General features: G+C 73.0%; 24 protein-coding genes. 11 read left to right on the top strand and 13 right to left on the bottom strand.

The window, feature by feature from the left end; translation table 11 throughout:
• The first annotated feature begins 19 nt into the window (after nucleotides 1–19).
• The 3 genes from A6A06_RS03070 to A6A06_RS03060 all read left to right on the top strand — a co-directional run bounded on the left by A6A06_RS03070 (nucleotide 20) and on the right by A6A06_RS03060 (nucleotide 3,672).
• On the top strand, nucleotides 20–2,152 hold the full coding sequence (locus A6A06_RS03070; RefSeq protein WP_073758483.1) for a trypsin-like peptidase domain-containing protein: 2,133 nt from the start codon (nucleotides 20–22) through the stop codon (nucleotides 2,150–2,152).
• Between the two features lie 145 nt (nucleotides 2,153–2,297).
• On the top strand, nucleotides 2,298–2,807 hold the full coding sequence (locus tag A6A06_RS03065; protein WP_073758481.1) for a sec-independent translocase: 510 nt from the start codon (nucleotides 2,298–2,300) through the stop codon (nucleotides 2,805–2,807).
• 127 nt (nucleotides 2,808–2,934) lie between these two features.
• Complete coding sequence (locus tag A6A06_RS03060; protein ID WP_073758479.1) at nucleotides 2,935–3,672, top strand: hypothetical protein; 738 nt, start codon at nucleotides 2,935–2,937, stop codon at nucleotides 3,670–3,672.
• A 116-nt stretch (nucleotides 3,673–3,788) separates the two neighbouring features.
• Here A6A06_RS03060 and A6A06_RS03055 read toward each other — a convergent pair whose 3' ends face one another.
• The 3 genes from A6A06_RS03055 to A6A06_RS03045 all read right to left on the bottom strand — a co-directional run bounded on the left by A6A06_RS03055 (nucleotide 3,789) and on the right by A6A06_RS03045 (nucleotide 6,959).
• Nucleotides 3,789–4,949 carry an Mrp/NBP35 family ATP-binding protein gene (locus A6A06_RS03055; protein WP_073758477.1) on the bottom strand — a complete coding sequence of 387 codons (1,161 nt, stop codon included), beginning with the start codon at nucleotides 4,947–4,949 and terminating at the stop codon, nucleotides 3,789–3,791.
• Between the two features lie 131 nt (nucleotides 4,950–5,080).
• The gene (locus A6A06_RS03050; protein WP_073758475.1) at nucleotides 5,081–5,671 is read right to left on the bottom strand and encodes a DUF1003 domain-containing protein; all 591 of its coding nucleotides are present in this window, start codon (nucleotides 5,669–5,671) and stop codon (nucleotides 5,081–5,083) included.
• Nucleotides 5,661–6,959, bottom strand: coding sequence for a magnesium transporter MgtE N-terminal domain-containing protein (locus A6A06_RS03045; RefSeq protein WP_073758473.1), 1,299 nt, complete (start codon nucleotides 6,957–6,959; stop codon nucleotides 5,661–5,663). The genes A6A06_RS03050 and A6A06_RS03045 overlap by 11 nt, the downstream gene beginning before the upstream one ends.
• A gap of 280 nt (nucleotides 6,960–7,239) precedes the next feature.
• Between A6A06_RS03045 and A6A06_RS03040 the strand changes: the two genes are divergently transcribed.
• Nucleotides 7,240–8,034 carry a hypothetical protein gene (locus tag A6A06_RS03040; RefSeq protein WP_073758471.1) on the top strand — a complete coding sequence of 265 codons (795 nt, stop codon included), beginning with the start codon at nucleotides 7,240–7,242 and terminating at the stop codon, nucleotides 8,032–8,034.
• A gap of 109 nt (nucleotides 8,035–8,143) precedes the next feature.
• Here the strand turns inward: A6A06_RS03040 and A6A06_RS03035 are convergent, their stop codons facing one another.
• Together A6A06_RS03035 and A6A06_RS03030 are read right to left on the bottom strand one after the other, a co-directional pair.
• Nucleotides 8,144–8,713 (bottom strand): hypothetical protein, encoded by a 570-nt coding sequence (locus A6A06_RS03035; RefSeq protein ID WP_073758469.1) that lies wholly within the window; start codon nucleotides 8,711–8,713, stop codon nucleotides 8,144–8,146.
• Nucleotides 8,714–8,787: 74 nt separating this feature from the next.
• Entirely contained in the window at nucleotides 8,788–9,921 is a 1,134-nt protein-coding gene (locus A6A06_RS03030) for a magnesium and cobalt transport protein CorA (RefSeq protein WP_073758467.1), read from the bottom strand.
• A 519-nt stretch (nucleotides 9,922–10,440) separates the two neighbouring features.
• Between A6A06_RS03030 and A6A06_RS03025 the strand changes: the two genes are divergently transcribed.
• Nucleotides 10,441–11,037: a suppressor of fused domain protein gene (locus A6A06_RS03025; protein WP_073758465.1), complete on the top strand. Its 597-nt coding sequence runs from the start codon at nucleotides 10,441–10,443 to the stop codon at nucleotides 11,035–11,037.
• A gap of 59 nt (nucleotides 11,038–11,096) precedes the next feature.
• Here A6A06_RS03025 and A6A06_RS03020 read toward each other — a convergent pair whose 3' ends face one another.
• Nucleotides 11,097–12,359, bottom strand: coding sequence for an MFS transporter (locus tag A6A06_RS03020; protein ID WP_073758463.1), 1,263 nt, complete (start codon nucleotides 12,357–12,359; stop codon nucleotides 11,097–11,099).
• A gap of 180 nt (nucleotides 12,360–12,539) precedes the next feature.
• Between A6A06_RS03020 and A6A06_RS03015 the strand changes: the two genes are divergently transcribed.
• The 3 genes from A6A06_RS03015 (at nucleotide 12,540) to A6A06_RS03005 (ending at nucleotide 15,062) form a co-directional block, all read left to right on the top strand.
• Nucleotides 12,540–13,178 (top strand): DUF6758 family protein, encoded by a 639-nt coding sequence (locus tag A6A06_RS03015; protein WP_073758461.1) that lies wholly within the window; start codon nucleotides 12,540–12,542, stop codon nucleotides 13,176–13,178.
• Nucleotides 13,179–13,360: 182 nt separating this feature from the next.
• Entirely contained in the window at nucleotides 13,361–14,215 is an 855-nt protein-coding gene (locus tag A6A06_RS03010) for a PHP domain-containing protein (RefSeq protein ID WP_073758459.1), read from the top strand.
• Nucleotides 14,216–14,456: 241 nt separating this feature from the next.
• Nucleotides 14,457–15,062, top strand: a complete 606-nt coding sequence (locus tag A6A06_RS03005; RefSeq protein WP_073758457.1) for a MarC family protein — start codon at nucleotides 14,457–14,459, stop codon at nucleotides 15,060–15,062.
• Nucleotides 15,063–15,281: 219 nt separating this feature from the next.
• On the opposite strand, the gene A6A06_RS41400 is transcribed toward A6A06_RS03005, so the two are convergent.
• The gene (locus tag A6A06_RS41400) at nucleotides 15,282–15,434 is read right to left on the bottom strand and encodes a hypothetical protein (protein ID WP_003985759.1); all 153 of its coding nucleotides are present in this window, start codon (nucleotides 15,432–15,434) and stop codon (nucleotides 15,282–15,284) included.
• A 212-nt stretch (nucleotides 15,435–15,646) separates the two neighbouring features.
• Here A6A06_RS41400 and A6A06_RS03000 point away from each other — a divergent pair, with 212 nt between their 5' ends.
• Complete coding sequence (locus A6A06_RS03000; protein WP_073758455.1) at nucleotides 15,647–16,588, top strand: NYN domain-containing protein; 942 nt, start codon at nucleotides 15,647–15,649, stop codon at nucleotides 16,586–16,588.
• A gap of 109 nt (nucleotides 16,589–16,697) precedes the next feature.
• On the opposite strand, the gene A6A06_RS02995 is transcribed toward A6A06_RS03000, so the two are convergent.
• Together A6A06_RS02995 and A6A06_RS02990 are read right to left on the bottom strand one after the other, a co-directional pair.
• Nucleotides 16,698–17,555: an alpha/beta fold hydrolase gene (locus tag A6A06_RS02995; RefSeq protein ID WP_073758453.1), complete on the bottom strand. Its 858-nt coding sequence runs from the start codon at nucleotides 17,553–17,555 to the stop codon at nucleotides 16,698–16,700.
• Nucleotides 17,556–17,658: 103 nt separating this feature from the next.
• Nucleotides 17,659–20,205: a DEAD/DEAH box helicase gene (locus A6A06_RS02990; protein WP_073758451.1), complete on the bottom strand. Its 2,547-nt coding sequence runs from the start codon at nucleotides 20,203–20,205 to the stop codon at nucleotides 17,659–17,661.
• 464 nt (nucleotides 20,206–20,669) lie between these two features.
• Here A6A06_RS02990 and A6A06_RS02985 point away from each other — a divergent pair, with 464 nt between their 5' ends.
• The gene (locus A6A06_RS02985; protein ID WP_073758449.1) at nucleotides 20,670–21,425 is read left to right on the top strand and encodes a ferritin-like fold-containing protein; all 756 of its coding nucleotides are present in this window, start codon (nucleotides 20,670–20,672) and stop codon (nucleotides 21,423–21,425) included.
• Between the two features lie 263 nt (nucleotides 21,426–21,688).
• On the opposite strand, the gene A6A06_RS02980 is transcribed toward A6A06_RS02985, so the two are convergent.
• The 4 genes from A6A06_RS02980 to A6A06_RS02965 all read right to left on the bottom strand — a co-directional run bounded on the left by A6A06_RS02980 (nucleotide 21,689) and on the right by A6A06_RS02965 (nucleotide 23,588).
• On the bottom strand, nucleotides 21,689–21,961 hold the full coding sequence (locus A6A06_RS02980; RefSeq protein WP_073758447.1) for a hypothetical protein: 273 nt from the start codon (nucleotides 21,959–21,961) through the stop codon (nucleotides 21,689–21,691).
• A gap of 202 nt (nucleotides 21,962–22,163) precedes the next feature.
• Nucleotides 22,164–22,391: a DUF3107 domain-containing protein gene (locus A6A06_RS02975; protein WP_199930650.1), complete on the bottom strand. Its 228-nt coding sequence runs from the start codon at nucleotides 22,389–22,391 to the stop codon at nucleotides 22,164–22,166.
• Nucleotides 22,392–22,579: 188 nt separating this feature from the next.
• On the bottom strand, nucleotides 22,580–23,221 hold the full coding sequence (locus A6A06_RS02970) for a TetR/AcrR family transcriptional regulator (RefSeq protein ID WP_073758445.1): 642 nt from the start codon (nucleotides 23,219–23,221) through the stop codon (nucleotides 22,580–22,582).
• A 148-nt stretch (nucleotides 23,222–23,369) separates the two neighbouring features.
• The gene (locus tag A6A06_RS02965) at nucleotides 23,370–23,588 is read right to left on the bottom strand and encodes a hypothetical protein (protein ID WP_073758443.1); all 219 of its coding nucleotides are present in this window, start codon (nucleotides 23,586–23,588) and stop codon (nucleotides 23,370–23,372) included.
• 175 nt (nucleotides 23,589–23,763) lie between these two features.
• Here A6A06_RS02965 and A6A06_RS02960 point away from each other — a divergent pair, with 175 nt between their 5' ends.
• On the top strand, nucleotides 23,764–24,816 hold the full coding sequence (locus tag A6A06_RS02960) for an alpha/beta fold hydrolase (RefSeq protein WP_073758441.1): 1,053 nt from the start codon (nucleotides 23,764–23,766) through the stop codon (nucleotides 24,814–24,816).
• Nucleotides 24,817–25,018: the final 202 nt, after the last annotated feature.

Below are 25,018 nucleotides of genomic sequence, written 5' to 3'. Positions count from 1 at the left end.
GCGAATCGGTGGGGAGAACATGGACGAGGGGACGGCCGCCGGGCCGAAGCGGAACTGGTGGAGCCGGTCGGGGCAGCGGCCCCCCGAGCCGGCGGCGCAGGCGCCCGCCGCGGCCGAGACCGCGGCGCTCGAAACCGAACAGACCGCCATAACCCGGGAATTCGCGGCCCCGCCTGCCGAGGCGGCCGGTGCCGCGCCCGCCGGGCAGGAAGCGGCCGCTCCGCCGCGGCAGCAGCCGCTGCACCCCCAGGACCCGTACGGCACGCCTCCGTACGGCGATCCGGGCCCCTGGGCCCCCGCACCGCCCGTACAGCGCCCGACGGCCACCCCGGCACACGGCACGTCCGCCCCGGCACACGGCACGTCCGCCCCGGCACACGGCACGGCCACCCCGGCACACGGCACGGCCACCCCGGCACACGGCACGGGCATCCCGCCGCAGAGCACGGGCGCCACGGGTGCCATGGGCGCCGCCCCGCAGAGCCCTGTGCCGCCGCCTCCCGGGCAGCAGTCCGCCTACGCCGGGCAGCAGTCCGCGTACGGCACCGGCGCGCCCGTACCGCCGCCCCAGCAGCCGTTCCCCGCCCAGCCGCAGCCGCCCGCCGGCCCGCAGCCGCACGAGGTCACGGCCCGTACGCCGATGCCGCAGCCCGAGCCGCCGTCGGCGCACGCCCAGCCGCCGCACGCCCCGTCCGCGCCGGACCACCGGACCGCGACGACACCGCCGTCCGGCACCGACACCGCCCTGCCCGCCGCCGCGGACGGCGCCCGGCTCCCCGCCGTATCGCACGACGCGTCAGGAGGCGCCCCGCTCCCGCCCGAGGCGCACGGAGCGCCGCCCCCGGGCCTGCCGCACCACCAGCCCCAGCCGCACGTCCCGCAGCCCCTGCCGGGCGGCGCGGAGCCGTACCCGGCCGGAGCCGCAGGCCACCAGCAGGGCGGGCAGCAGGGCCACTGGCAGCAGTACGACCCCTGGCGGACGCCGCAGCACGGCGCGGCGATGCCCCTGGGCACGCTGCCCCCGCCCCCGCCGCCGGGCCCCCGCCGCAACCGCCGCGGCACACTGGCCGCGGGCGCGGTGGCCCTGGCGCTGCTGGCCGGCGGAATCGGCGGCGGCGTCGGCGCGTACATCGAACGCAACGGCGGCCTCGGCGGTATCGAACTGCCGCAGGACACCGGCGACCAGGGCGGCCGCAAGCCGGACAGCGTCGCCGGCATCGCGCAGGCGGCCCTGCCCAGCGTGGTCACCCTGCACGTACGCGGCAACAGCGAGCAGGGCACCGGCACCGGCTTCGTCCTCGACAAGCAGGGCCACATCCTCACCAACAACCACGTCGTCGAGCCGGCCGGCACCGGCGGTGAGATATCGGTCTCCTTCAGCGGCGGCCAGACGGCCAAGGCCAAGGTCATCGGCCGGGACGGCAGCTACGACCTGGCCGTCGTGCAGGTCCAGGGCGTCTCCGGGCTGCGTCCGCTGGCGCTCGGCGACTCCGACTCCGTACGGGTCGGCGACCCCGTCGTCGCGATCGGCGCCCCGTACGACCTCGCCAACACCGTCACCGCCGGCATCATCAGCGCCAAGCAGCGGCCCATCACGGCGGGCGGCAAGAAGGGCGACGGCAGCGACGTCTCGTACGTGGACGCCCTGCAGACCGACGCCCCGATCAACCCGGGCAACTCCGGAGGCCCGCTCGTCGACTCCCGGGCGCGCGTGATCGGCATCAACAGCGCCATCCGCGCGGCCGACAGCTCCGGCGGCGGCCTGGAGGGCGGCGGCCAGGGCGGCAGCATCGGCCTGGGCTTCGCCATACCGATCAACCAGGGCAAGTGGGTGGCCGAGCAGTTGATCAACAAGGGCAAGGTCCTGCACCCGGTGATCGGCGTCACGCTGGAGATGGAGTACGCGGGCGACGGCGCGCGGGTCAGCTCCAAGAGCAAGGACGGCGGTGCCCCCGTCACGCCCGGCGGCCCGGGGGCCAAGGCGGGCGTCAAGCCGCGGGACGTGATCACCAAGGTGGACGGGCAGCCCGTGCACAGCGGCCAGGAGCTGATCATCAAGATCCGCAGCCACCGGCCCGGGGACCGCCTCACCCTGACCCTGCGACGCGACGACAAGGAGCTGACCACCCCGCTCACGCTCGGCGCCGAATGAGCGTTTGCGCGGTGTTGGGGCAGGCGCCTCCCACCGGACGCCATGGGCCAGGTACCGTGATAGGCGGCCTGGCCCATAGGCCCGACACGTCCCCCCTGGCCCCCCTGGGACCGGGTAGGCCACGGATTACCCAAGGAGCTGCAAGGTGTTCTTCGACATAGGACCCCTAGAGCTGATCGCGCTCGTGATCCTTGCGGTACTGATCTTCGGGCCGGACAAGTTGCCCAAGGTGATCTCGGATGTCATGAGTTTCGTGCGCAAGGTGCGGGCGTTCTCGGACAACGCCAAGGAGGACATCCGCAGCGAGCTGGGCCCGGAGTTCAAGGACTTCGAGTTCGAGGACCTCAAGCCGAAGAACTTCGTGCGCAAGCACGTGCTGGAGAACGACGAGTACGGCCTTCAGGAGATCCGCAACGGCTTCGACCTGAAGAAGGAGATGGCCGAGCTCACGGACGCGGTGCACGGCTCCGACGGCACCGACAGCGCCGCCTCCGCCTCCGCCGACCGGGTGTCCGCGCCCCGGGTGAGCTTCACCAAGGGTTCCCCGGATGCCGCGGCGGGCTCCGGCGGCGGGTCCGCCGCACCGGACATGTTCAAGAAGGGCGCGAAGCCGTCGCAGGGCGAGCGCCCGCCGTTCGACCCCGATGCCACCTGACTCGTCTTATGCAAGCCTTATGCCCGCTGGTGCCGACCGGGTTGACTATGCTCCCCGTGTCCGGGGTGAGGTCGCCTGAGGGGGGCGGGCCGCCCACGACGCAGGGCAACTAGGAGGCTCCGCGCAGATGGAGACGACGAGTCGGGCAGGAGTTCAGGCGGTCACCGCCGACGCCGGGCGGAAGGTCGACGGGTACCTGTCGGCCGCTTTCCCGTGGTACGGACTCGACGACGCGTTCACCGGTCCCCGCTGGCTGCTGCAGGTCGGCGCGGCCGCGGACGGCACGGTCGAGCACGGCGCGACCGGCCACGGCCAGGAGCCCAGCATAAAGGTGGAGAGCACCCCGGACTCGGAGCGCTTCGCGGTCGTGGTGACGGTGGCCAGCCGGCCCGTCCGGCGCAGCGCCGACGGCACGGGGGTCCTGGACGCCACGTCCACCGCCACGGCGGCCTGGCTCGCCGGGTCGGGCCTGCTCTCGCGCACCTGGCCGACGCAGATGGACCGCACGCTCCGCCAGGACTGGCTCGACCAGCAGACGATGCTCGCCTGGGAGCTGGCGGACGACCTCGGCGGCGAGGGCTGGAGCGCGCTGACGCTGCCGGTGGACGGCGTGCCGACGCCGTTCCGCTACCGGGAGTCGGAGTACGGCTGGGTGCTGGCCGGCTCGGCGGGCGACGCTCCCGAAGGCGTGCACATCGGGGCGTACGGGCGCGGGATGAGCGCCTACGGGCTGGGCTTCGCGGTGGTCAAGGACATCGCCGCGTACGAGAACGGCGTCGGCGGCGCACCGGCGCGGGCGAGGGCGCAGGACACCGGCGACGCGCGGGCGGACGAGGTGCCCGCGGAGAGCGCGACGGCGGACTGAACGCGCCGGCCGCGTGACCGGGGTCCCGCGGCCCGGACCGTGCGACGACGAAGGGGCGAGCCCGACGGGCCCGCCCCTCCGCACGTCCCGGCCGCCGTCCCCGGCCGCCGGACCTCTCAGAACTTGTTGCGCGGCGTGATCCCCAGCGACAGGCCCGACAGGCCGCGCTGCCGGCCGCCCAGCTTGCCCGCGATGGCGCGGATCGCCGCGCCCGCGGGGGACTCCGGGTCGGTCAGCACGATCGGCTTGCCCTCGTCGCCGCCCTCGCGCAGCCGTACGTCGATCGGGATGGCGCCCAGCACCGGCACCTGCGTGCCGGTCGTCTTCGTCAGGCCCTCGGCGACCCGCTCGCCGCCGCCGGTGCCGAACACGTCCACCATCTCGTCGCAGTGCGGGCAGGGCAGCCCGGACATGTTCTCCACCACGCCGACGATCTTCTGATGGGTCTGTACGGCGATCGAGCCGGCCCGCTCGGCGACCTCCGCCGCGGCCTGCTGCGGGGTCGTGACGACCAGGATCTCGGCGTTGGGGACCAGCTGCGCCACCGAGATGGCGATGTCGCCGGTGCCCGGGGGCAGGTCGAGCAGCAGCACGTCCAGGTCGCCCCAGTACACGTCGGCCAGGAACTGCTGGAGCGCGCGGTGCAGCATCGGCCCGCGCCAGACCACCGGGGCGTTGCCCGGGGTGAACATGCCGATGGAGATCACCTTCACGCCGTTGGCCGACGGCGGCATGATCATGTTTTCGACCTGGGTGGGACGGCCCTCCGCGCCCAGCATCCGGGGCACCGAGTGCCCGTAGATGTCGGCGTCCACCACGCCGACCTTCAGGCCGTCGGCCGCCATCGCCGCGGCCAGGTTGACGGTCACCGAGGACTTGCCGACACCGCCCTTGCCGGAGGCGACCGCGTACACCCGGGTCAGCGAGCCCGGCTTGGCGAACGGCACCTCGCGCTCGGCGGTGCCGCCGCGCAGCGAGGACGCCAGCTCCTTGCGCTGCTCGTCGCTCATCACGTCCAGCTCGACCGAGACCCCGGTGACGCCCTCGACGCGCGCCACGGCGTCCCGCACGTTCGAGGTGATCGTCTCGCGCATCGGGCAGCCCGCGACCGTCAGGTAGACCGCCACCGCCACCGCGCCGTCCGCCGCGATCTCCACCGACTTGACCATGCCCAGTTCGGTGATGGGGCGGTGGATCTCGGGGTCGTTCACCGTGGCGAGCGCGGCGCGGACCGCGTCCTCGCTGGGCGCTGCGCTGGGGGGTGTGTCGGTAGCCATGCCGAAATACTACGGCCGCGCGAAGCGCGTCCCAAAGGGGTGGTGGTCGGGCGACGGGCGGGCCCACGGGGCCGGTGGCGGCCTCCGGAAAGGCCCGGTGACGGTCGTGTTCGTCACTCCCGGCGTCCGCGCTACTCCCGGCGCCGGTACTCCTGCTCGCCCTCGGCGTCCACCATCTGACGCAGCTCCAGCTCCTTCATCATGTCCTGGAGTTCGGAGCGGATCCAGTCGCGGGTGGCCACCTCGCCCAGGCCCAGCCGCAGCGCCGCGATCTCCCGCGTCAGGTACTCGGTGTCGGCGATGGCGCGCTCGTTCTGCTTGCGGTCCTGTTCGCGGGTGACCCGGTCCCGGTCGTCCTGCCGGTTCTGCGCGAGCAGGATCAGCGGGGCCGCGTAGGACGCCTGGAGCGAGAGCATCAGGGTCAGGAAGATGAACGGGTAATGGTCGAAGCGCAGATGACCGGGCGCGGCGATGTTCCAGATGATCCACAGCACGATGATCACCGTCATCCAGACGATGAACCGGCCGGTCCCCAGGAAACGGGCGATCTTCTCCGACAGCCGCCCGAACGCCTCCGGGTCGTACTCCGGCAGCAGACTCCGCCGCCGCGCGCGGGGCTGGTCCAGGCGCACCCGGGGGCGCCCGCCGCCCGCTCCGGGCCCCGGCGTGGCGCTCAGCGCCCGCGCACGCTCCTTGACACCGTCCCGTTCCTCAGCGCCCATCGTCCGGCTCTCCTTCCCGGTCCGCCGCCGCGCCCGGCGGGCCGTGCATCTCCGCCTCACGCCAGTCGTCGGGCAGCAGGTGGTCCAGTACGTCGTCGACGGTCACCGCGCCCAGCAGGGAGCCGCTCTCGTCCACGACCGGCGCCGCCACCATGTTGTACGTCGCCAGATAGCTGGTCACCTCGTTCAGCGGGGTGCCCGGCGGCAGCGGCGGCAGATCGGTGTCCGCGACGGAGCTGACGAGCGTGAACGGCGGATCGCGCAGCAGCCGCTGGAAGTGCACCAGGCCCAGGTACTTGCCGGTCGGCGTCTCGTCCGGCGGCCGGCACACGTACACCTGCGCCGCCAGCGACGGCGAGAGGTCCGGGTCGCGCACCCGGGCCAGCGCGTCCGCGATCGTCGCGTCCGGCCGCAGCACGATCGGCTCGGTCGTCATCAGACCGCCCGCGGTGCGCTCCTCGTACGCCAGCAGGCGCCGTACGTCCGCCGCGTCGTCCGGCCGCATCAGCCCCAGCAGCCGCTCCTTCTCCTCCTCCGGCAGCTCGGAGAGCAGGTCGGCGGCGTCGTCCGGGTCCATCGCCTCCAGGACGTCGGCGGCCCGCTCCTCCTGGAGCTTGCCCATGATCTCGACCCGGTCGTCCTCCGGCAGCTCCTCCAGGACGTCCGCCAGCCGGTCGTCGGCCAGCGCCGCGGCCACCTCGCCGCGCCGCTTCGGCGTCAGATGGTGGAGCGCGCTGGCCAGGTCCGCCGGGCGCAGCTGCTCGAAGGTGGCGAGCAGGTTCTCCGCGCCCTGCCCGTGCTCCTCCAGCGAGAACCCGGTCACCCCCGACCAGTCCAGCGTCAAGGTCTCTCCCTTGCGGCGCAGCGCCCCGCCCTTCCCCTTCCGTACGAAGACCTTGTCGATCTCCCAGTCGCGGCGGGCCGGCAGCTGGATGATGCCGATGTCCAGGACGGTGGCCTCCTCGCCCGTCTCGACCAGGCTCACCCGGCGGTCCAGCAGCTCACCGAGGACCAGGGTCTCCGACGCGCGCTGCTCGAAGCGCCGCATGTTCACCACGCCGGTGGTGATGACCTGGCCGGACTCCACGCCCGTCACCCGGGTCATCGGCAGGAAGATCCGGCGGCGGCTGATGACCTCGACGACCAGGCCCAGCAGCCGGGGCGGCCGCCCGCCGACCCGCAGCATCGCGACCAGGTCCCGGACCCGGCCGACCTGGTCGCCGTTGGGGTCGAAGACGGCGATGCCCGCGAGGTGGGAGACGAATACCCGGGGGGTGACCACCGCCATGCCGAGTGCCTCCGCTTCCGTTCCGCTGCGCCGTACCGGGCCGCCGCGTCGCTCCGCGGCCGCGCCCCCTGGACCCTGGCGTTACGTGTTGCCGCTTCTTCGCAGGTGAAGCCCCTCAAACGGGCTTGATCCGAAATCAGGCTAACGTGCGCCACCCGGTGCCGCCCCGGGGGGAAGGGCCGTACGGTGTCCACCGCGCACTCCGCCGTACGACGTGCACGGGCCCGGGTACGCTGCCGTACTGCCGTCGAGGTCATCCGCATCAGGAGGCAGAACCGTCGTGACCGCTTTCCCCTCGGCAGGCCCCGCCGGGGCCTGCTCCCGCCGCCCGGCCGTACCCCACCGCGGACGCGGTGCGGCGCTGACGGCGGCGGTGAGCGCGGTGCTCGCCGGGGCGCTGACGGGATGCGCGACGGAGGACCCGGACGCCGGGACCAACGGGGTCGGCAAGCTGCCCGCCGACGCGATCCAGACCAAGGCGCAGACGGCCGCCCGCGGCGCCGGGACGGTACGCCTCTCCGGCAACCTCGTCAGCCAGGGCCGCACCTACAAGCTGGACATGCGGCTCGGCCCCGAGGGCGCCCGGGGCGAACTCTCCACCAAGGCGGCCACCTTCCAGCTGCTGCGCGTCGGCGACGCGCTCTACCTCAAGGCGGACGCCGGTTTCTGGGCCCGCGAGAAGAACGCCAACCCCTCGAAGAACGACGAGGCGGCCGCCGCCAAGCTGGTCGGCAAGTACGTGAAGGTGCCGTCCAAGGACCCCGTGTACAAGCGTTTCAGCGGCTTCACGGACAAGGACGTCCTGCTCGGCAGCCTCCTCGGACTGCACGGCAAACTCGCCACCGGCGACCGCGGCACCCTCGACGGCACCCGCACCATCCGTATCGCCGCCGCTCAGGGCGCGGGCGGCACCCTCGACGTCTCCCTGGAGGGCAAGCCCTACCCGCTCCGGCTCCGGCGCGCGGGCGGGGCGGGCGAGGTACGGCTCACCGACTGGGGACAGCCGGTGCAGCTCCAGGCACCGGCGGACAGCCAGATCATCGACTACGGAAAGTCGATCACGATCGGCGACTGAAGCAGGAGCTGCCGCTGTTCGACCCGGCGCCGCTCGCCGACGGTTCCGGCGGGATCCGTGAGTTGCCGCCGGAGAGGCCTGAGACGCCGTTCTGAGGAGGACGCCCCCCTCAGCGCCCGCGCCGCTTCCCCCGCAGCAGCTTGGGCAGGGCCGCCGGAACGGGCTCGCGCGTGGTGGCCGGTGTGGGCAGCGGGCGGGCGGCCTGCGAGGTCTCGTCGAAGTCGGTGCGGGCCGCCGCGTCCGTGACCGGCTCCAGGCGCAGGACGCGGCACTCACGGGCCCAGCGCCGCGGCATCGTCTCCGCGTCCGGCGCGTTGAGCCGCTTGCCCTTGAGGTCTTCCACGGCGGCCTGCCACGCCTCGCTGTCCGGCACCAGCTCGGTGACCCGGGCCTGCCAGGCGACCAGGCGGCCGCCCTTGTCCTTGCTGCGCAGGGTGACGGTCGCGGTGCCGCCGTCGACGAGGCCGAGGTCGTGCAGCGGCTGCTCGTCCGCCGGTCCGGCCGCCCGGTCCGCGGCGCCGGAGCCCGCTCCGACGAGGCACGCGGCGCCGTCGTGCCAGACGTGCCACAGGGCCCGTGCCGGGCCGGTGGTGCCCCGTACCCAGATGAGGCCGGACTTCTTGGTGGCCTCTTCGATGAGCGCGCGGTCCAGCAGCGCCTGCGACACGGTGTCCGTCATGGACTCAGCCTAATGGGCGGCGGGCGGGGCGCCCGGACCGCTCCCCGGACCGTTCGGGGCCGGGTCGGGTCGGGTCACAGCCAGCCGTTGCGCTTGAAGCCGCGGTGGATGCCGAAGCAGATGCCGACCGTGACGACCAGGACGAGCGGATAGCCGTACTTCCACTTCAGTTCGGGCATGTACTCGAAGTTCATGCCGTAGATCCCGGCGATCATCGTCGGTACGGCGAAGATCGCCGCCCATGAGGTGATCCTGCGCATGTCCTCGTTCTGGGCCACCGTCGCCTGCGCCAGATTGGCCTGGAGGATCGAGTTGAGCAGGTCGTCGAAGGAGAGCACCTGCTCGTTGACCCGGGCCAGGTGGTCGGCCACGTCCCGGAAGTACTTCTGGATGTCGCAGTCGACCAGCCGCATCGGCCGCTCGCTCAGTACCTGCATCGGGCGCAGCAGCGGCGACACCGCCCGCTTGAACTCCAGCACCTCACGCTTGAGTTGGTAGATCCGCCCGGCGTCGCCGCCCTTCGCCGAGCCCTTGCCGGAGTGCGCCTTCTTGCCGTCCGAGCCGGAGCTGAAGACGTCGATCTCCACCTCGTCGATGTCGTCCTGCATCGCGCCGGCCACCGCGATGTAGCCGTCCACGACCTGGTCGGCGATGGCGTGCAGCACCGCGGACGGGCCCTTGCCCAGCAGCTCCGGGTCGTCCTGGAGGCGGTGGCGCAGCGCGCGCAGCGAGCCCTGGCCGCCGTGCCGCACGGTCACGATGAAGTCCCGGCCGGTGAAGCACATCACCTCGCCGGTCTCGACCACCTCGCTGGTGGCGGTCAGCTCCGCGTGCTCGACGTAGTGGACCGTCTTGAAGACGGTGAAGAGGGTGTCGTCGTAGCGCTCCAGCTTGGGCCGCTGGTGGGCGTGGACCGCGTCCTCGACGGCCAGCGGGTGCAGCCCGAACTCCCGTGCGATCTCCGCGAATTCCGCCTCGGTGGGCTCGTGCAGCCCGATCCAGGCGAAGCCCCCGCCGCCGCGTACGCCCGCCATCGCCTCGGACGGCGTGACGTGGTCGCTGACACGCCGGCCGTCGCGGTAGACGCCGCAGTCCACGATGGCGCTGTTGGTGCGGGCCGCGCGGCGGTCGGTCTCGTACTTGTACGGGGAGTCCTCGCGCCGCTTGGAGGGGCGGACGGCGGCACGCAGGTCGCGGATCATCGACATGGGCAGGCTCCTTCACGGGCCGGCCGCCAGCCGCGGGCGCGCGGCGTAACGCTGCCCGGAACGTGGGCGTACGCGACGGCGCTGTCCGTACGTCCGCAAAGCGGGCGGCGCTCCGTGCGCAGGTCTGACGGCAGTTCGCAGAAAACGCAGAAAACACGGAAACGAGAGTCGAAGGCGCTCTTCCGTCATCTACTTCCGGCGCGAAGGCACTTCACGGGTTTGACCGCGAGCGGCGGGGGTACGGAAGCCCCTGGATCAAGAAAGCCGCTGGGCGCGCTGGGGGATGACAGGAGAACTGTCGGTACTGCACGGTCGACTTGGATCCACCGCAGCCCCACCTCCTCCGGCCGGTCCCCGCTGGGGGACGACGTCATTCCCTGACCAGACGGCAAGGCTATCAGCCGTCAGAACCGATCCGGTGCGCCTTTGCCCGTTCCATACGAACGGCCGTCACCGGTGCCCCGAGGCCATCCGCCGGGCGGCGGCGGCCGGGCGTCGGGCCGGGCCTATGCTCGCGGCATGTCTGACGTTCTTGAGCTGGTCGAAGCCCGTCTGCGCACGACTCTGGGCGAGCCGGACGCGCGCGCCGCCGTCACCTTCCTCGGGACCGACCGCATCGAGGTCCTGCGCTTCACCGGCGGCGGCCCGGACGGCGACCTGGTGCGCTACGTCACCCTCGGAATGTCGGACCACCCGATGACCGACCCCACGGCCGTGCTGGCCGACCCGCTGCGCGGCCCGCGCGCGGAACTGGTCCTGTCGGTGAAGGCGGGCCGCGCCGGTACCGACAAGGTGCTGCGGCCGCTCGCCGTCCTCGCCGCCTCCCCGCAGGTCGAGGGCGTGGTCGTGGCGCCGGGGGCGTCGCTGGACGTGGGGGAGCCGCTGTGGCCGGGCGCGCCGTTCACCTCCGTACTGGTCGCGGAGCCCGGCGGCCTGGTGGCGGACCTGGAGCTGGACGAGCCGCTGGACCCGGTCCGCTTCCTGCCGCTGCTGCCGATGACGCCCAACGAGGCGGCCTGGAAGCGGGTGCACGGCGCCGAGGCCCTCCAGGAGCGGTGGCTCAAGGCCGGTACGGACGTGCGGGATCCGCTGCGTACGGGAGTGGCGCTGGCATAGCGGAGTACGGCGCGCCGGCCCGGGTGGGCGGCGCGCCGTACCGCGGTACCGAGGGCCTGTCAGCCGGCGAAGGCGGAGACGCCGTCCTCGGTGGCGTGCTGCGGCTCCAGCTCGTGCGCCCGCAGGGTCAGCGCCCGGCGCCGTACGGCCACGACGCCCGCGCCGGCGAGTGCCGCCAGGGCCGCGACCACGAACGGGATGTGGATGTCGGTCCACTCCTCGATCTTCGGCGCCAGGAACGGCGCGGCCGCGGCGGCGAACCAGCGCACGAAGTTGTAGCCCGCGCTCGCCACCGGACGCGGCGCGTCGGAGACGCCGAGCGCCAGCTCCGTGAAGACGGTGTTGTTCAGGCCGATGAAGGCGCCGGACAGGACCGTGCAGACGACGGCGGTGGTGTGGCTGCCGTACCCGAGGACCAGGAGGTCCGCGGCGAGCAGCACCAGTGAGCCGCCCAGGACCTTCAGCGACCCGAAGCGCTCCTGGAGGCGCGGCGCCACCAGCACGGAGAAGACGGCGAGCAGCACGCCCCAGGCGAAGAAGACGCCGCCGGACTTGTACGGGCTCATGTTCAGCACGAAGGGCGTGAAGGCCAGCACCGTGAAGAACGCGTAGTTGTAGAAGAACGCGGAGACGGCGGCGGAGGCCAGGCCGCCGTGGCCGAGGGCCTTGATCGGGTCCAGCAAGGAGGTCTTGCGGGCCGGCCGGGGCTGTTCCTTCAGGAACACCGTGATCGCGACGAAGCCGACGGCCATCAGGACGGCGGTGCCGAAGAAGGGGTAGCGCCACTTCATGTCGCCGAGGACCGCGCCGAGCAGCGGCCCGCAGGCCATGCCGAGACCGAGCGCCGACTCGTACAGCAGGATCGCCGCGGCGCTCCCGCCGGCCGCAGCGCCGACGATCACGGCGAGCGAGGTGGAGACGAACAGCGCGTTGCCCAGGCCCCAGCCGGCCCGGAAGCCGACCAGTTCGCCCACCGAGGAGGACGTGCCGGACAGCGCCGCGAAGACCACCACGAGCGCCAGCCCGGCGAGCAGGGTCTTGCGGCCGCCGATCCGGCTGGAGACGAAGCCGGTGACCAGCATCGCGACCGCGGTGATCAGGAAGTAGGAGGTGAACAGCAGGGAGACCTGGCTGTTCGAGGCGTGCAGGCCCTTGGCGATCGAGGGGAGGATCGGGTCGACGAGGCCGATGCCCATGAAGGCGACGACCGAGGCGCCCGCCGTGGCCCAGACGGCCATCGGCTGGCGCAGGATGCTGGTGCCGCCCTCGTCGAACGGATCGTCTCCGGCGCCGCCGTGGCCGCTCTTGCCGCTTGCCGACATGCCGTTGTCCCCTTCCTGCTCCGGTGCCACTGAAACGTTGCTGTCTACACATAATAAGTTAGCCGCTCTAATGAATGCAAGCTACAACTACATGGGTGGGGCGGGGGAGCTGCCGGGCCGGGACGCCGGATGGGTGATCGTCCTTGACGCGGCGCCCGGCCGGGAGGACCGTGGGGCTCTATGAGGGGCGAACCCAGTTGCCCGAAGTGCGGTGGCCGGGTGCGGGCGCCCGGTCTCTTTGCCGACTCCTGGCAGTGCGGCGTGCACGGCACCGTGCATCCTCTGCAACCGGTCGTCCCGCCGAGCGTCGAAGCGCTGGCCGTGGTCGTACGCCGCGCCCAGGTGCCGGTGTGGATGCCGTGGCCGCTGCCCGTCGGCTGGCTGTTCACCGGCGTGGCCTGCGCGGGCGACGACCGCAGCGGCGGACGCGCCACCGCGGTGGCCTGCTCGGGACCCGGACCGCTCGGCGGGCCCGGCGAACTGCTGCTGATCGCGGAGGAACTGGGCGTCGGCCTGGGCGCGCGGTACGCGGGCATCGACGGCCCCGACCCCGGCCCGCACATGTGCGTGAACAAGCCGCCGCACGTCAAGGTGCTGGCGGCCGGGCGCCCGACCCCGCTGTGGCACGTCGAAGGGGCCCCCGAAGACCGCGCGGTCTTCGCCGGGGAGGCGCGCGGACTGTGGCTGTGGGCCGTGGTCTGGCCCGCCGAGTCCGGACTGCTGCTCTACGACGAACTGGTGCTGACCGACCTGCGGGACGCGGGCGCCGAGGTCGATCTGCTGCCGTGCGGGGCGCTGTCGCCCCGGCTGCTCACGTGAGGGACGGCGCAGGGGCGGCGTCGTACGGGCGGGGGCCGGGAAACCGGGCCTGGTGGCCGGGCCGGTGCGCGGCCGGCTGTGTGACGGGGGCCGCGCGGGCGCGTGTTCGAGGGGCCGGTGGGCGGCCGGTATCCTTCTGATGTCCCCCTGGCCGGCCCCGCAGCAGTCTGGAGTTCAGCGTCGTGCGCATCGATCTGCACACCCACTCCACTGCTTCCGACGGTACGGACACCCCTGCTGAGCTGGTGCGCAACGCCGCGGCAGCCGGGCTGGACGTCGTCGCGCTGACCGACCACGACTCCGTCGGCGGCCACGCCGAGGCCAGGGCCGCGCTGCCCGGGGGGCTCACGCTGGTCACCGGCGCCGAGCTGTCCTGCCGTATCGGCGGCGTGAGCATGCACATGCTGGCGTACCTCTTCGACCCCGACGAGCCCGAGCTGGCCCGCGAGCGGGAACTGGTCCGCGACGACCGGGTGCCGCGGGCCCGGGGCATGGTGGCCAAGCTGCGCGAGCTGGGCGTCCCCGTCACCTGGGAACAGGTCGCGCGGATCGCCGGGGACGGCGCCGTGGGACGGCCGCACGTCGCCGCCGCGATGGTCGAACTGGGCGTCGTCGAGACCGTCTCCGACGCCTTCACGGCGCAGTGGCTCGCCAACGGCGGCCGGGCCCACGTCGACAAGCACGAACTGGACCCGTTCGACGCGATCCGGCTGGTCAAGGCCGCGGGCGGAGTGACCGTCTTCGCGCACCCGATGGCGGTCAAACGCGGACAGGTCGTCCCCGAGAGCGTCCTGGCCGAGCTGGCCACGGCGGGGCTGGACGGCATCGAGGTGGACCACATGGACCACGACGACGCCACCCGGGCCCGGCTGCGCGGCCTCGCCGCCGACCTCGGCCTGCTGACCACCGGCTCCAGTGACTACCACGGCAGCCGCAAGACCGTCGCGCTCGGCGAGTACACCACCGACCCCGAGATATACGGCGAGATCGTGCGCCGCGCGACCGGCGCCTTCCCCGTTCCCGGCGCGGGCGGCTGACCCGTACCGCGCTCCGGCCGGCGGGCAGTGCCCCGTCCCGGCCGGGTGGGCACGACCGTGCTCCGGCCGGCGGGCGTCCGCCCCGCCGAGCCCTGTCCGGGCCACTGCCGCCCGCTCACGCGCCCGCGCGCGTAAGCCCGTGCGCTCTCCCTCTCCTCCCCACCTTTCTCCTCCCCATCCTTCCGACCGCTTCCCCTACCTACCTCCGCTCTCTCGTACCACCTCCGGCAAGGCCATCACTGTGTTCGACTTCGCTGTCTTCAGTACGCTCTTCGTCACCCTGTTCGTGATCATGGATCCCCCCGGGATCATCCCGATCTTCCTCGCCCTCAGCTCCGGCCGCCCCGCCAAGGTGCAGCGGAAGATGGCCTGGCAGGCGGCCACCGTCGCGTTCTGCGTCATCGCCGTCTTCGGTCTCTTCGGCGAGCAGATCCTCGGCCGGCTGCACATCACACCGCCCGCGCTGATGATCGCGGGCGGGCTGCTGCTCCTGCTCGTCGCGCTCAGCCTGCTCACCGGCAAGTCGGAACAGCCGACGCAGACCAAGGACGTCAACGTGGCGCTGGTGCCCCTGGGCATGCCGCTGCTGGCGGGGCCGGGCGCGATCGTCTCGGTGATCCTCGCGGTGCAGCACGCCGACGGGATCAGCGGCGAGCTGTCGGTGTGGGCGGCGATTGCCGCCATCCACGTGGTGCTCTACCTCGTGATGCGCTTCTCGCTGGTCATCATCCGGGTGATCAAGGACGGCGGGGTGGTGCTGGTGACCCGGCTGGCCGGCATGATGCTGTCCGCGCTCGCGGTGCAGCAGATCATCAACGGTGTCATGCAGGTGGTGCGCGGCGGCTGACCCGTACGGCTGTCGGCCGTGTATGCCGTCCGGGTCGGCGCGCTGGCGGGGACGGTGTACTGGCCGGGTCGGCGTACTGGCCGGGGCGGCGCGCTGTCCCGGGGGCCTGCGTGCTGTCCGGGCCCGCACGCGCGAAGCGCCCCGCGCGAAAGGTTTCGTGCGGGGCGCTCCGTGCGCCGGACATGGCGCTTCAGGCGCGCATGAGTGACGCTCGGTGAGTCATCGGGCGGCGGTATCGGCTGGGCGGATGTAGATGCGCTGGCCGACTGCGGCGGCCTGCTGCACGATCCGGTTGACGGAGGCGGCGTCCACGACGGTGCTGTCCACGGCGGTGCCGTCGACGTCGTCCAAACGCATGATCTCGAAGCGCATAGCGGCTTCTCCCTTCGTCTGATCCTCCTGCGGAGAACTTTGATGTTGTACGGGGTGCGCGCGGGGCGTCGGTGCCCTGCGTTCCCAGTGGGTACAACGACATGCTCCCTGCAATCATTCCCTACGCTAAAGAAATTTTTCGGCCGTCTAAGTACTGGCGGGTAGTGAGAGCGGTTGTGCGCGCTGAGTGACCGGCCGGACAATGGGCCCGTATGAACGACGACGCCCGGCCCACCGGCCCCTCACCCGACCTCGCCGCGGTCCTCGCTGGTATCGACCGCACCAACGAGCTGCTCACACGGGTGCTCGCCGAGGTCGCCACCACTCCGTCGACCCACGCCGCCTTCGTCGACGCGGGGTACGTGTACGCGGCCGCCGGACGGCTGGTCGCCGGGACCGAGGACCGCAGGGCCTTCGAGCTGGACGCCGAGGGCCTCATCGAGGCCTTCATCGACAAGGCCCGCATGATCTTCCCGGACAGCCGGCTGCTGCGGGTGTACTGGTACGACGGTGCCCGGCGCCGCATCCACACCACGGAACAGCAGCGCGTCGCCGAGCTGCCCGACGTCAAGGTCCGGCTCGGCAACCTGAACGCCAACAACCAGCAGAAGGGCGTCGACTCCCTGATCCGCTCCGACCTGGAGTCGCTGGCCCGGCACCGCGCGATCAGCGACGCGGTCCTGATCGGCGGCGACGAGGACCTGGTCTCGGCGGTGGAGGCCGCGCAGGGCTACGGCGCCCGGGTCCACCTGTGGGGCATCGAGGCCGTCGGCGGGCGCAACCAGGCCGAGCCGCTGCTGTGGGAGGTCGACAGTCAGCGCACCTTCGACCTGGAGTTCTGCAAGCCGTACGTGACCCGCCGGGCCGTCGCCCACGACCACGTGGACCCGGCGGCCGACGGCAACGGCGGCACGGCGCCCACCCGCTACGAGGTGCGCTTCGTCGGCGCGCGGATCGCCGCGCAATGGCTGGCCGAACGCGGCGTCCCCTGGATCGCCGAGCTGCTGCCCGGCCACCCGTACCTGCCGGGCACGGTCGACCAGGAGCTGCTGACGGCCGCCGAGGCACTGCTGCACCACTCGCTGCGCGGGCACGCGGACCTGCGCAGGGCGCTGCGGGACGGCTTCTGGGAGCACGTACAGGCGCAGTGCTAGCGGGCGCGCGCCCCGCTCAGGGCGGGCCCCGCTCGGTGCGCGCCTGGCTCGGTGCGGGCCCCGCTCGGTGCGTGCTGCGTTCAGAGCTTGCTGCGCTCAGGGCGCGCCCTTAACGCGTGCTGCGCCAGAAATCCACGAGTGCCGCCGCCGTCTCCTCCGGGCGCTCGGCGTTGGGGGAGTGCTCCGTGCCGTCGACGACCGTACGCCGGGCCCCCAGCCGCTCGGCCATCGTGTCCATTTCCCGTACCGGCCAGACGTAGTCGACGACGCCCGACACGACGTGCTTGGGCAGCGGCACGGCGGCCAGCTCCCCCACCTCGTCCGGTTCCGTCGACATCTGCCGCCCGGTGGCGGTCAGCTGCTGCGGAACGGTGTTCATCCAGCGGCGGTGGAGGAACGCGCCGATCTCCGGGGCGGTGGACGCGTCCTCGGCCTCCGGTGGGTCGAGCTCGCGCATGGCCAGCCACACCGCCTGCATGTCCAGCTTCCCGAGGGCGTCGATGAGCATCCGCACGCGGGCCTGCTGGGCCGCGCAGATGGCGGCCGGGCCCGAACTCATGACGGTCAGGGAGCGGAAGGCCGCGGGGTCGCGCAGCACCGCGGCACGGGCGATGAGACCGCCGAGGGAGTGCCCCAGAAGGTGTACGGGGCCGGTGTCCAGGGCGCGCGCCTGGGCGAGCACGTCCTGCGTCAACTCGCCCTTGGCGTAGGCGGATTCGTCATACGGGCCGGGTGTCTCGTGCTGGCCCCGGCCGTCCACGGCCACCACCTGGAAACCCGCGGCGGCCAGCGGCTCCAGGAGGGCGATGAAGTCCTCCTTGCTGCCGGTGAACCCCGGTACGAGCAGCGCGGTCCCGGCCGGAGCCCCGTCAGGGCGGGCCTCGTGGACGGCGAACTCGCCGCGCTCGGTGACGAGTCGGCGCGCGCGGGCGCACGAGGGCAAGGTGAGGGTGGGCGGCCTGCTCATGGGACGAGGGTATCCGGGGGCGCGGGACCCTGGCGCGAGCGGGCGCACACGCCGACGGCCCGGCCCCCGCTCGCGCGGGAACCGGGCCGTCGGTGCGGTCGGATCAGCCCTCGGCCGGGGCCTCCGCCGTGGCCTTCTTGGCGGCCGTCTTGCGGGTGCCGCGCGGCTTGGCGGGCGCCTCGTCCGCCGCGGTGTCGGCCTCGGCGGCGGGAGCCGTCTCGGCCTTCTTGGCGGCAGCCGTCTTGCGGGTGCGACGGGGCTTGGCCGGAGCCTCGTCCGCCGCGGTGTCGGCCTCGGCGGCGGGAGCCGTCTCGGTCTTCTTGGCGGCGGTCTTGCGGGTACGGCGGGGCTTGGCCGGAGCCTCGTCCGTGGCCGTCTCCGCGCCCTCCGCCGTGTCCACGGCGGCTTCGGCCTTCTTGGCGGCAGCCGTCTTGCGCGTACGGCGCGGCTTGGCAGCAGCCTCCTCCACCGCGGGCTCGGCGGCCTCGGCAGCGTCCTCCGCCTTCTTGGTGGCGGCGGTCTTGCGCGTACGGCGGGGCTTGGCCGGGGCCTCGTCGGCGGCGGGCTCGGTGCCCTCGGCCGTCTCGACCGCGGTTTCGGCCTTCTTGGTGGCGGCGGTCTTGCGGGTGCGACGGGGCTTGGCCGGAGCCTCGTCCGCGGCGGCCTCTGCGCCCTCCGCGGTGTCCACGGCGGCCGTTGCCTTCTTGGCGGCCGTCTTGCGCGCACGGCTCGGCGCGGCCGGAGCCGCGTCCGCGACCGGCTCCGCGCTCTCCACCGTCTCCACGGCGGCTTCGGCCTTCTTGGTGGCGGCGGTCTTGCGCGTACGGCGCGGCTTGGCCGGAGCCTCGTCCGCGACCGGCTCGGCGCTCTCCACCGTCTCCACGACGGCCTCCGTCGCGGGCTTGGCGCTGCGCGTACGGCGACGCGGCTTGGCGGGCGCCGCTGCCTCGTCGGCGGCCGGTGCTTCCGCGGCGGCCGGAGCCTCGCCGGTGGCCTGCGCCGGAACCTTGACGGTCTCGGCGGGGGCCTCGGCCGTGTCCACGGTGGTGGTTGCCGTCCCGGCCGTCTCCGTCCTGGCGGCGGCGTTCGCGGCGCCCCGCGTACGGCGGCGGCGCGGCTTGGCCGGGGCCTCGGCGGCGTCGGTGGCCTGCCCGGCCTCCGGCGCGATGCTCTCGGCGGCCCGCGCGGCCGGCGCGGCCTCGTCACGGACCGGCGTCACGGCGGCCGGCGCGCTGCCGGAACCGCCGCGCGTACGGCGACGGCGGCGCGGCTGGCGCGGCCCGTCCGTGGCGGCGCTGCCGCCCTCGGCCGTACCGGACGCCTCGGGAGCGCCCGCCCCGTCCACCGGCGCGCCGTTGCGCGTGCGCCGGCGCTGGCGCGGCGTACGGGTGCGGCGCGGACGCTCCTCCTCGACGACGGGCGCGGCGCCCCGGCGCGGACCGCCGCGGCCGCGGCCGCCCGTCTCGCCGAGGTCCTCGACCTCTTCCGCCGCCAGCCCGGCCCGCGTACGTGCCGCGCGCGGCAGGACACCGGTGGTGCCCTCCGGGATCTCCAGCAGCTCGTAGAGGTGCGGGGAGGTGGAGTACGTCTCCTCCGGCTCGTCGAAGGGCAGGTCCAGCGCCTTGTTGATCAGCTTCCAGCGCGGGATGTCGTCCCAGTCGACCAGCGTGACCGCGGTGCCCTTGGCGCCCGCGCGGCCGGTCCGGCCGATGCGGTGCAGGTAGGTCTTCTCGTCCTCGGGGGACTGGTAGTTGATGACATGTGTCACACCCTCGACGTCGATGCCGCGGGCGGCGACGTCGGTGCAGACCAGCACGTCGACCTTGCCGTTGCGGAACGCGCGCAGCGCCTGCTCGCGCGCGCCCTGGCCGAGGTCGCCGTGGACCGCTCCGGAGGCGAAGCCGCGGCGCGCGAGTTGATCGGCGATGTCGGCCGCGGTCCGCTTCGTACGGCAGAAGATCATCGCGAGGCCGCGGCCGTTCGCCTGGAGGATGCGGGTGACCATCTCCGGCTTGTCCATCGAGTGGGCACGGAAGACGTGCTGCTTGATGTTGGCGACGGTCTGGCCCTCGTCGTCCGGCGCGGCGGCGCGGATGTGCGTGGGCTGCGACATGTAGCGGCGGGCCAGGCCGATGACCGCGCCCGGCATGGTCGCGGAGAACAGCATGGTCTGGCGGCGGGCCGGCAGCATGTTGATGATGCGCTCGACGTCGGGCAGGAAGCCGAGGTCCAGCATCTCGTCGGCCTCGTCCAGGACGAGCGCCTTGACGTGCGAGAGGTTGAGCTTCTTCTGGCCCGCCAGGTCCAGCAGGCGGCCCGGGGTGCCGACGACCACGTCGACGCCCTTCTTCAGGGCCTCGACCTGCGGCTCGTACGCACGGCCGCCGTAGATCGACAGCACCCGCACGTTACGGACCTTGCCGGCGGTCAGAAGGTCGTTGGTGACCTGCTGGCACAGCTCGCGGGTGGGGACCACCACGAGGGCCTGCGGGGCCTCCGTCAGCTGCTCGGCCTTGGCCCGGCCCGCCTCGACGTCCGCGGGGACGGTGACGCGCTCCAGCAGGGGGAGGCCGAAACCCAGGGTCTTGCCGGTGCCGGTCTTGGCCTGGCCGATGACGTCGGAGCCCGACAGGGCCACGGGGAGCGTCATCTCCTGGATGGGGAAGGGGGACGTGATGCCGACGGCTTCAAGGGCCTCGGCGGTCTCGGGGAGGATCCCGAGGTCTCGGAACGTAGACAGAATCTTGCCTCTTCTGTGAAGACGCGGCGAGAGGCGGCCAAGGGGGTCGTACCGCGCCCTTGTACGGTTTCGTACGGGCCGGCCTCGATCGGCCGGACGGGCGTGGGACCACTGCCTTCGCTCAAGCACTCGAACCGCGAGCGGTGTCCCTCCCGCTGTGCGTACGTCGCGTACGCGCCGCGCGAGAGGGCGGTCGGGTTGGAGCCGATCGGGCCACCGACCGGGCATCCGCATGCGTGGAACGACCCACCGATACTCGGCGGGCGCATTACCACCATACCCCGGATAGCCACACGTGTGTCCGGGCAATCGTTCGGTCGGGTGGGACGGGAGTGGCTGACCAGCCACTTACCCCGGTTGCGCAGCGGGCTATTGTGCGCTTCATGGAGACGCCTGACAACGCAGCGCAGACCGCCGCCGACGCTCAAGAACACACCGGGATCGCAGCCCAGGACTGGGCCGCGGCCTCCGCGGAACCGCAGTACCGGGCCGCGGTGATCGACCTGCTGGGTGCCCTCGCCTACGGGGAGCTGTCCGCCTTCGAGCGCCTCGCGGAGGACGCGAAGCTGGCGCCGACGATGGACGACAAGGCGGAGCTGGCCAAGATGGCGTCAGCCGAATTCCATCACTTCGAGCGGCTGCGGGACCGGCTCGCGGAGATCGAGGCCGAGCCGAACGAGGCAATGGAGCCGTTCGCGGCGGCGCTGGACGAGTTCCACCGGCAGACCGCGCCGTCGGACTGGCTGGAGGGCCTGGTCAAGGCGTACGTCGGCGACTCGATCGCCAGTGACTTCTACCGCGAGGTGGCGGCCCGGCTGGATTCCGACACCCGGAACCTGGTCCTCGGCGTCCTCGACGACACCGGGCACGCGACGTTCGCCGTCGAGAAGGTACGGGCCGCGATCGAGGCCGACCCCCGGGTCGGCGGGCGGCTCGCGCTGTGGGCGCGGCGCCTGATGGGCGAGGCGCTGTCCCAGGCGCAGCGGGTCGTGGCCGACCGGGACTCGCTGTCGACGATGCTGGTGGGCGGTGTCGCGGACGGCTTCGACCTGGCGGAGGTGGGGCGGATGTTCTCGCGGATCACCGAGGCGCACACCAAGCGGATGGCCGCGCTGGGCCTGGCCGCGTAACGGCCGGGCGGGCCGGATCGGGGGCGCGCCGACCGGCTCAAGGGTGCGCCGACCGGCTCCAAGATGCGCCGACCGGATCAGGGGCGCGCCGACCGGCTCGGGGGCGCCGACCGGCTCACGGGCCGGTGGGTGCCCCGATGGCTGCGCCCCCACATGCGGACACATGCGGACGGGCTGGACCTTGGTCCAGCCCGTCCGAAGTATTTTTTCGAAGTATTTTTTCGGCTTTTCCGGCAGGGCCGGCGGCGCCCGGCCCCGGCCCTCTACCGCGCCATCTCCCGGATCGGCACCAGCCCGCCGCGCGGCCGGACCAGCAGCGAGAGCATCGCCACACTCAGGGCGGCGGCGGCCAGCAGCGTCTTGAAGAAGTGGTCCGGGCCCAGGATGGAGTGGGCCAGGAAGGCGCCCAGGAGGGCCGCTGCGGGGCCCGTCGCCAGGGTCAGCGGGCGTGAGGGGAACCGGCCCGGCAGCCGTCGGGTGGCGGCCAGTGTGATGGCGAGTCCGACGATCACGGAGCCGAGAGCTTCCCAGATCATGGTGTATCCCTCCCGCGGTTACGACCGGTTGGACGACACAAATCGGTCGTAGGCCGTCGTACCCAGCGGGAATGCGTGGCAACCCTCGCCGGCGCACGGAGTCGGCGGGATGCCACGACACGGAGCGGCGGCCCGGAGACGATCTCTCCGGGCCGCCGCTCGTGACGGGTGCGCACGGGCCCGCCCAGGGGCCCGCGGCCGGCTACAGCGCGCCGAAGCCGACCTTGCGGGCGGTCTGCTCGCCGATCTCCACATAGGCCAGCCGGTCCGCCGGGACCAGGACCTTGCGGCCGTGATCGTCCACGAGGCTCAGCAGCTGCGACTTGCCGCCCAGTGCGTCCGCCACCGCCCGCTCGACGTCCTCGGCGGTCTGCCCGCTCTCCAGAACGATCTCGCGGGGTGCGTGCTGCACGCCGATCTTGACCTCCACGGCTTTGTCCCTCCGACGGTCTCGGTGCCCCCTGGCACGGCCACGGGGCAGGTGCGCGGCAATCCGCGCCGTACGCAGCACACATTAGCCCGGTGAGCGGACGGACAGGACGCCGCGGAGCACGCCCGCAGCGAACAGAAGGGGTACGAGTGCGGGACGTGGCCCGCCTCACCGGCCCGCGGCAGGGCTCACTGGCCCTCGGTGCCGTGCAGCGGGAAGCCCGCGATGCCCTTCCAGGCGAGCGAGGTCAGCAGCTGTACGGCCGTCTCGCGCGGCACGGTGCTCTGCGAGGAGAGCCAGTAGCGCGCCACGACCTGCGAGACGCCACCCAGCCCGACGGCCAGCAGCATCGACTCGTCCTTGGAGAGGCCGGTGTCCTCGGCGATGACCTCACTGATCGCCTCGGCGCACTCCAGGGAGACCTTGTCCACCCGCTCGCGCACGGCGGGCTCGTTGGTCAGGTCGGACTCGAAGACCAGCCGGAAGGCGCCGCCCGGGTCCTCGACGTACGCGAAGTAGGCGTCCATCGTCGCGGCGACGCGCTGCTTGTTGTCGGTGGTCGAGGCGAGCGCGGTGCGCACCGACTGCAGCAGTGCCTCGCAGTGCTGGTCCAGCAGCGCGAGGTAGAGATCCAGCTTGCCCGGGAAGTGCTGGTAGAGCACGGGCTTGCTGACGCCGGCGCGCTCGGCGATGTCGTCCATCGCGGCCGCGTGGTAGCCCTGCGCCACGAAGACCTCCTGGGCCGCGCCCAGAAGCTGATTGCGCCGGGCTCGGCGTGGCAGGCGTGTGCCCCGCGGGCGTGCCGCCTCGGTCTGCTCGATGGCGCTCACGCTGCCTCCCAGGTGTCGTTCCGTACGCGGCGTACGTACAGCCGTACGCCGCGCCCGCCATCGTACTTTTGGGTAACCCGGCTGTGCGTGGTCACGGGCGAGAAAATCTGCCGCCGAACGCTGTGGGAAGCCGACATATGGCCCCAGGTCATCGGTAATCGTCTTCGTCGAGATCCACGACGCGGGCCTGCTCGGCGACGTCCGCCTCGTTCGCGGCGGACGGATCGATGCCGGTCAGCGGCTCGTCGTGGTGCGGCGCGAGGTCCGCCTGCTGCTCCGCGGCGTCGGCTTCGGGCGCCTCGACATCGAATTCCGCGGGGTCCGCATCGTCCTCGAAGGTGTCCGGGTCGGTCGGGTCGACGGGCATGGTGGCTCCCTTTCTCTCACGTACTTCCGGAGGCCAGGGCGAGCGTCCGCACGCGAGCGCTCATCACACGGGTGCCCTTCCTGACCGAGCCTAAGAGAGCGGGTTCCGAAACGCGACGCAGTGTGTGAGCGCGAACACACGATCGGCGGCGTGATCGTCTCGTAACATCGACTTCATGCCTTCGACGGAGTCGACCGGATCGCCGGACACCCGCGCCGTCCTCCCGGTGCCCCCGGCGGGCCGTCCCTCGCGCGTCGGTGCCGGGGAGACGGTGCGTTCCGTGAGTCTGCCGGGCCTGACGCTGAGCGTGCGGGGGGTGCCGGGCGAGCGCGCCGGACTGCCGCCCGCGCTGTACGTCCACGGCCTCGGCGGCTCCTCCCAGAACTGGTCCGCGCTGATGCAGCTGCTCGCCGGACGGGTCGACGGCGAGGCACTGGACCTCCCCGGTTTCGGTGATTCACCGCCGCCGGACGACGGGGACTACTCGGTCTGCGCGCAGGCGCGGGCGGTCATCCGGCACCTGGACGCGGCCGGCCGCGGCCCGGTGCACCTGTTCGGGAACTCGATGGGCGGCGCGGCGGTCACGCGGGTGGCGGCGGCCCGGCCCGACCTGGTGCGGACCCTGACACTGATCTCGCCCGCACTGCCCGAACTGCCGCCGCAGCTGACCGCCGTGCCGACCGGGCTGCTCGCGGTTCCGGGCGTGACCCGGCTGTTCAGCCGCCTGACGCGGGACTGGACGCCGGAGCGGCGCACCCGCGAGGTGCTGGCCCTGTGCTACGGCGATCCCGCCCTGGTGACCCCGGACGGCTTCACCGCCGCCGCGGAGGAGTACGCGCGGCGCCTCGAACTCCCGTACTTCTGGGAGGTCATGACCCGCTCCGCGCGCGGCATCGTCAACGCGTACACGCTCGGCGGGCAGCACAACCTGTGGCGTCAGGCGGAGCGGGTGCTCGCGCCCACGCTTCTCGTCTACGGTGGGCGCGACCGCCTGGTCTCCTTCCGTATGGCACGCCGGGCGGCCGCCGCTTTCCGCGGCTCCCGGCTGCTGACGCTGCCGGAGGCGGGGCACGTGGCGATGATGGAGTGCCCGGAAACGGTGGCGCGGGCCTTCCGCGAGCTGTTGGACGACGAGGCGGCGGTGCGGGGCGCTGCCGGGGCGGGCGGGAGCGCCGGTGCGGGACGTCCCGCAGCCGACGACGCGTCCATCGACGTGGGTAGGAGCTGACAGGCCGAGTGGGACGTCACAGCCGCCGGGGCCCGGCCGCAACCGCCGGTGGCACCTCCGGAATAGCTGAGGTGGGCGAGGGGGACGGAGCCGGCGCTTCAGGCGGCGCCGGAACCGCTCCCGGGCCGGGCACGGGCCGCAGGCGCCGCCGCGCGGAGCCCGGCGCAGAAGGCGGCGGGGAAGCCGCGGGGACGGGCGGCCG

It is taken from the genome of Streptomyces sp. CB02923, assembly GCF_001905005.1.
Taxonomy (GTDB): domain Bacteria; phylum Actinomycetota; class Actinomycetes; order Streptomycetales; family Streptomycetaceae; genus Streptomyces.
This window is presented reverse-complemented; position numbering and strand designations above follow the sequence as displayed.

Coding starts and splice junctions, on each gene's coding strand:
- A6A06_RS03030 (WP_073758467.1), bottom strand. CDS start 9,921: ATGTCGATGATCCGCGACCTGCGTGCCGCCGTCCGCCCCTCCAAGCGG.
- A6A06_RS03055 (WP_073758477.1), bottom strand. CDS start 4,949: ATGGCTACCGACACACCCCCCAGCGCAGCGCCCAGCGAGGACGCGGTC.
- A6A06_RS03060 (WP_073758479.1), top strand. CDS start 2,935: ATGGAGACGACGAGTCGGGCAGGAGTTCAGGCGGTCACCGCCGACGCC.
- A6A06_RS03000 (WP_073758455.1), top strand. CDS start 15,647: ATGAACGACGACGCCCGGCCCACCGGCCCCTCACCCGACCTCGCCGCG.
- A6A06_RS03045 (WP_073758473.1), bottom strand. CDS start 6,959: ATGGCGGTGGTCACCCCCCGGGTATTCGTCTCCCACCTCGCGGGCATC.
- A6A06_RS02965 (WP_073758443.1), bottom strand. CDS start 23,588: ATGCCCGTCGACCCGACCGACCCGGACACCTTCGAGGACGATGCGGAC.
- A6A06_RS03015 (WP_073758461.1), top strand. CDS start 12,540: ATGAGGGGCGAACCCAGTTGCCCGAAGTGCGGTGGCCGGGTGCGGGCG.
- A6A06_RS02995 (WP_073758453.1), bottom strand. CDS start 17,555: ATGAGCAGGCCGCCCACCCTCACCTTGCCCTCGTGCGCCCGCGCGCGC.
- A6A06_RS03035 (WP_073758469.1), bottom strand. CDS start 8,713: ATGACGGACACCGTGTCGCAGGCGCTGCTGGACCGCGCGCTCATCGAA.
- A6A06_RS02960 (WP_073758441.1), top strand. CDS start 23,764: ATGCCTTCGACGGAGTCGACCGGATCGCCGGACACCCGCGCCGTCCTC.
- A6A06_RS03020 (WP_073758463.1), bottom strand. CDS start 12,359: ATGTCGGCAAGCGGCAAGAGCGGCCACGGCGGCGCCGGAGACGATCCG.
- A6A06_RS02990 (WP_073758451.1), bottom strand. CDS start 20,205: ATGACGCTCCCCGTGGCCCTGTCGGGCTCCGACGTCATCGGCCAGGCC.
- A6A06_RS41400 (WP_003985759.1), bottom strand. CDS start 15,434: ATGCGCTTCGAGATCATGCGTTTGGACGACGTCGACGGCACCGCCGTG.
- A6A06_RS02980 (WP_073758447.1), bottom strand. CDS start 21,961: ATGATCTGGGAAGCTCTCGGCTCCGTGATCGTCGGACTCGCCATCACA.
- A6A06_RS03070 (WP_073758483.1), top strand. CDS start 20: ATGGACGAGGGGACGGCCGCCGGGCCGAAGCGGAACTGGTGGAGCCGG.
- A6A06_RS03025 (WP_073758465.1), top strand. CDS start 10,441: ATGTCTGACGTTCTTGAGCTGGTCGAAGCCCGTCTGCGCACGACTCTG.
- A6A06_RS03050 (WP_073758475.1), bottom strand. CDS start 5,671: ATGGGCGCTGAGGAACGGGACGGTGTCAAGGAGCGTGCGCGGGCGCTG.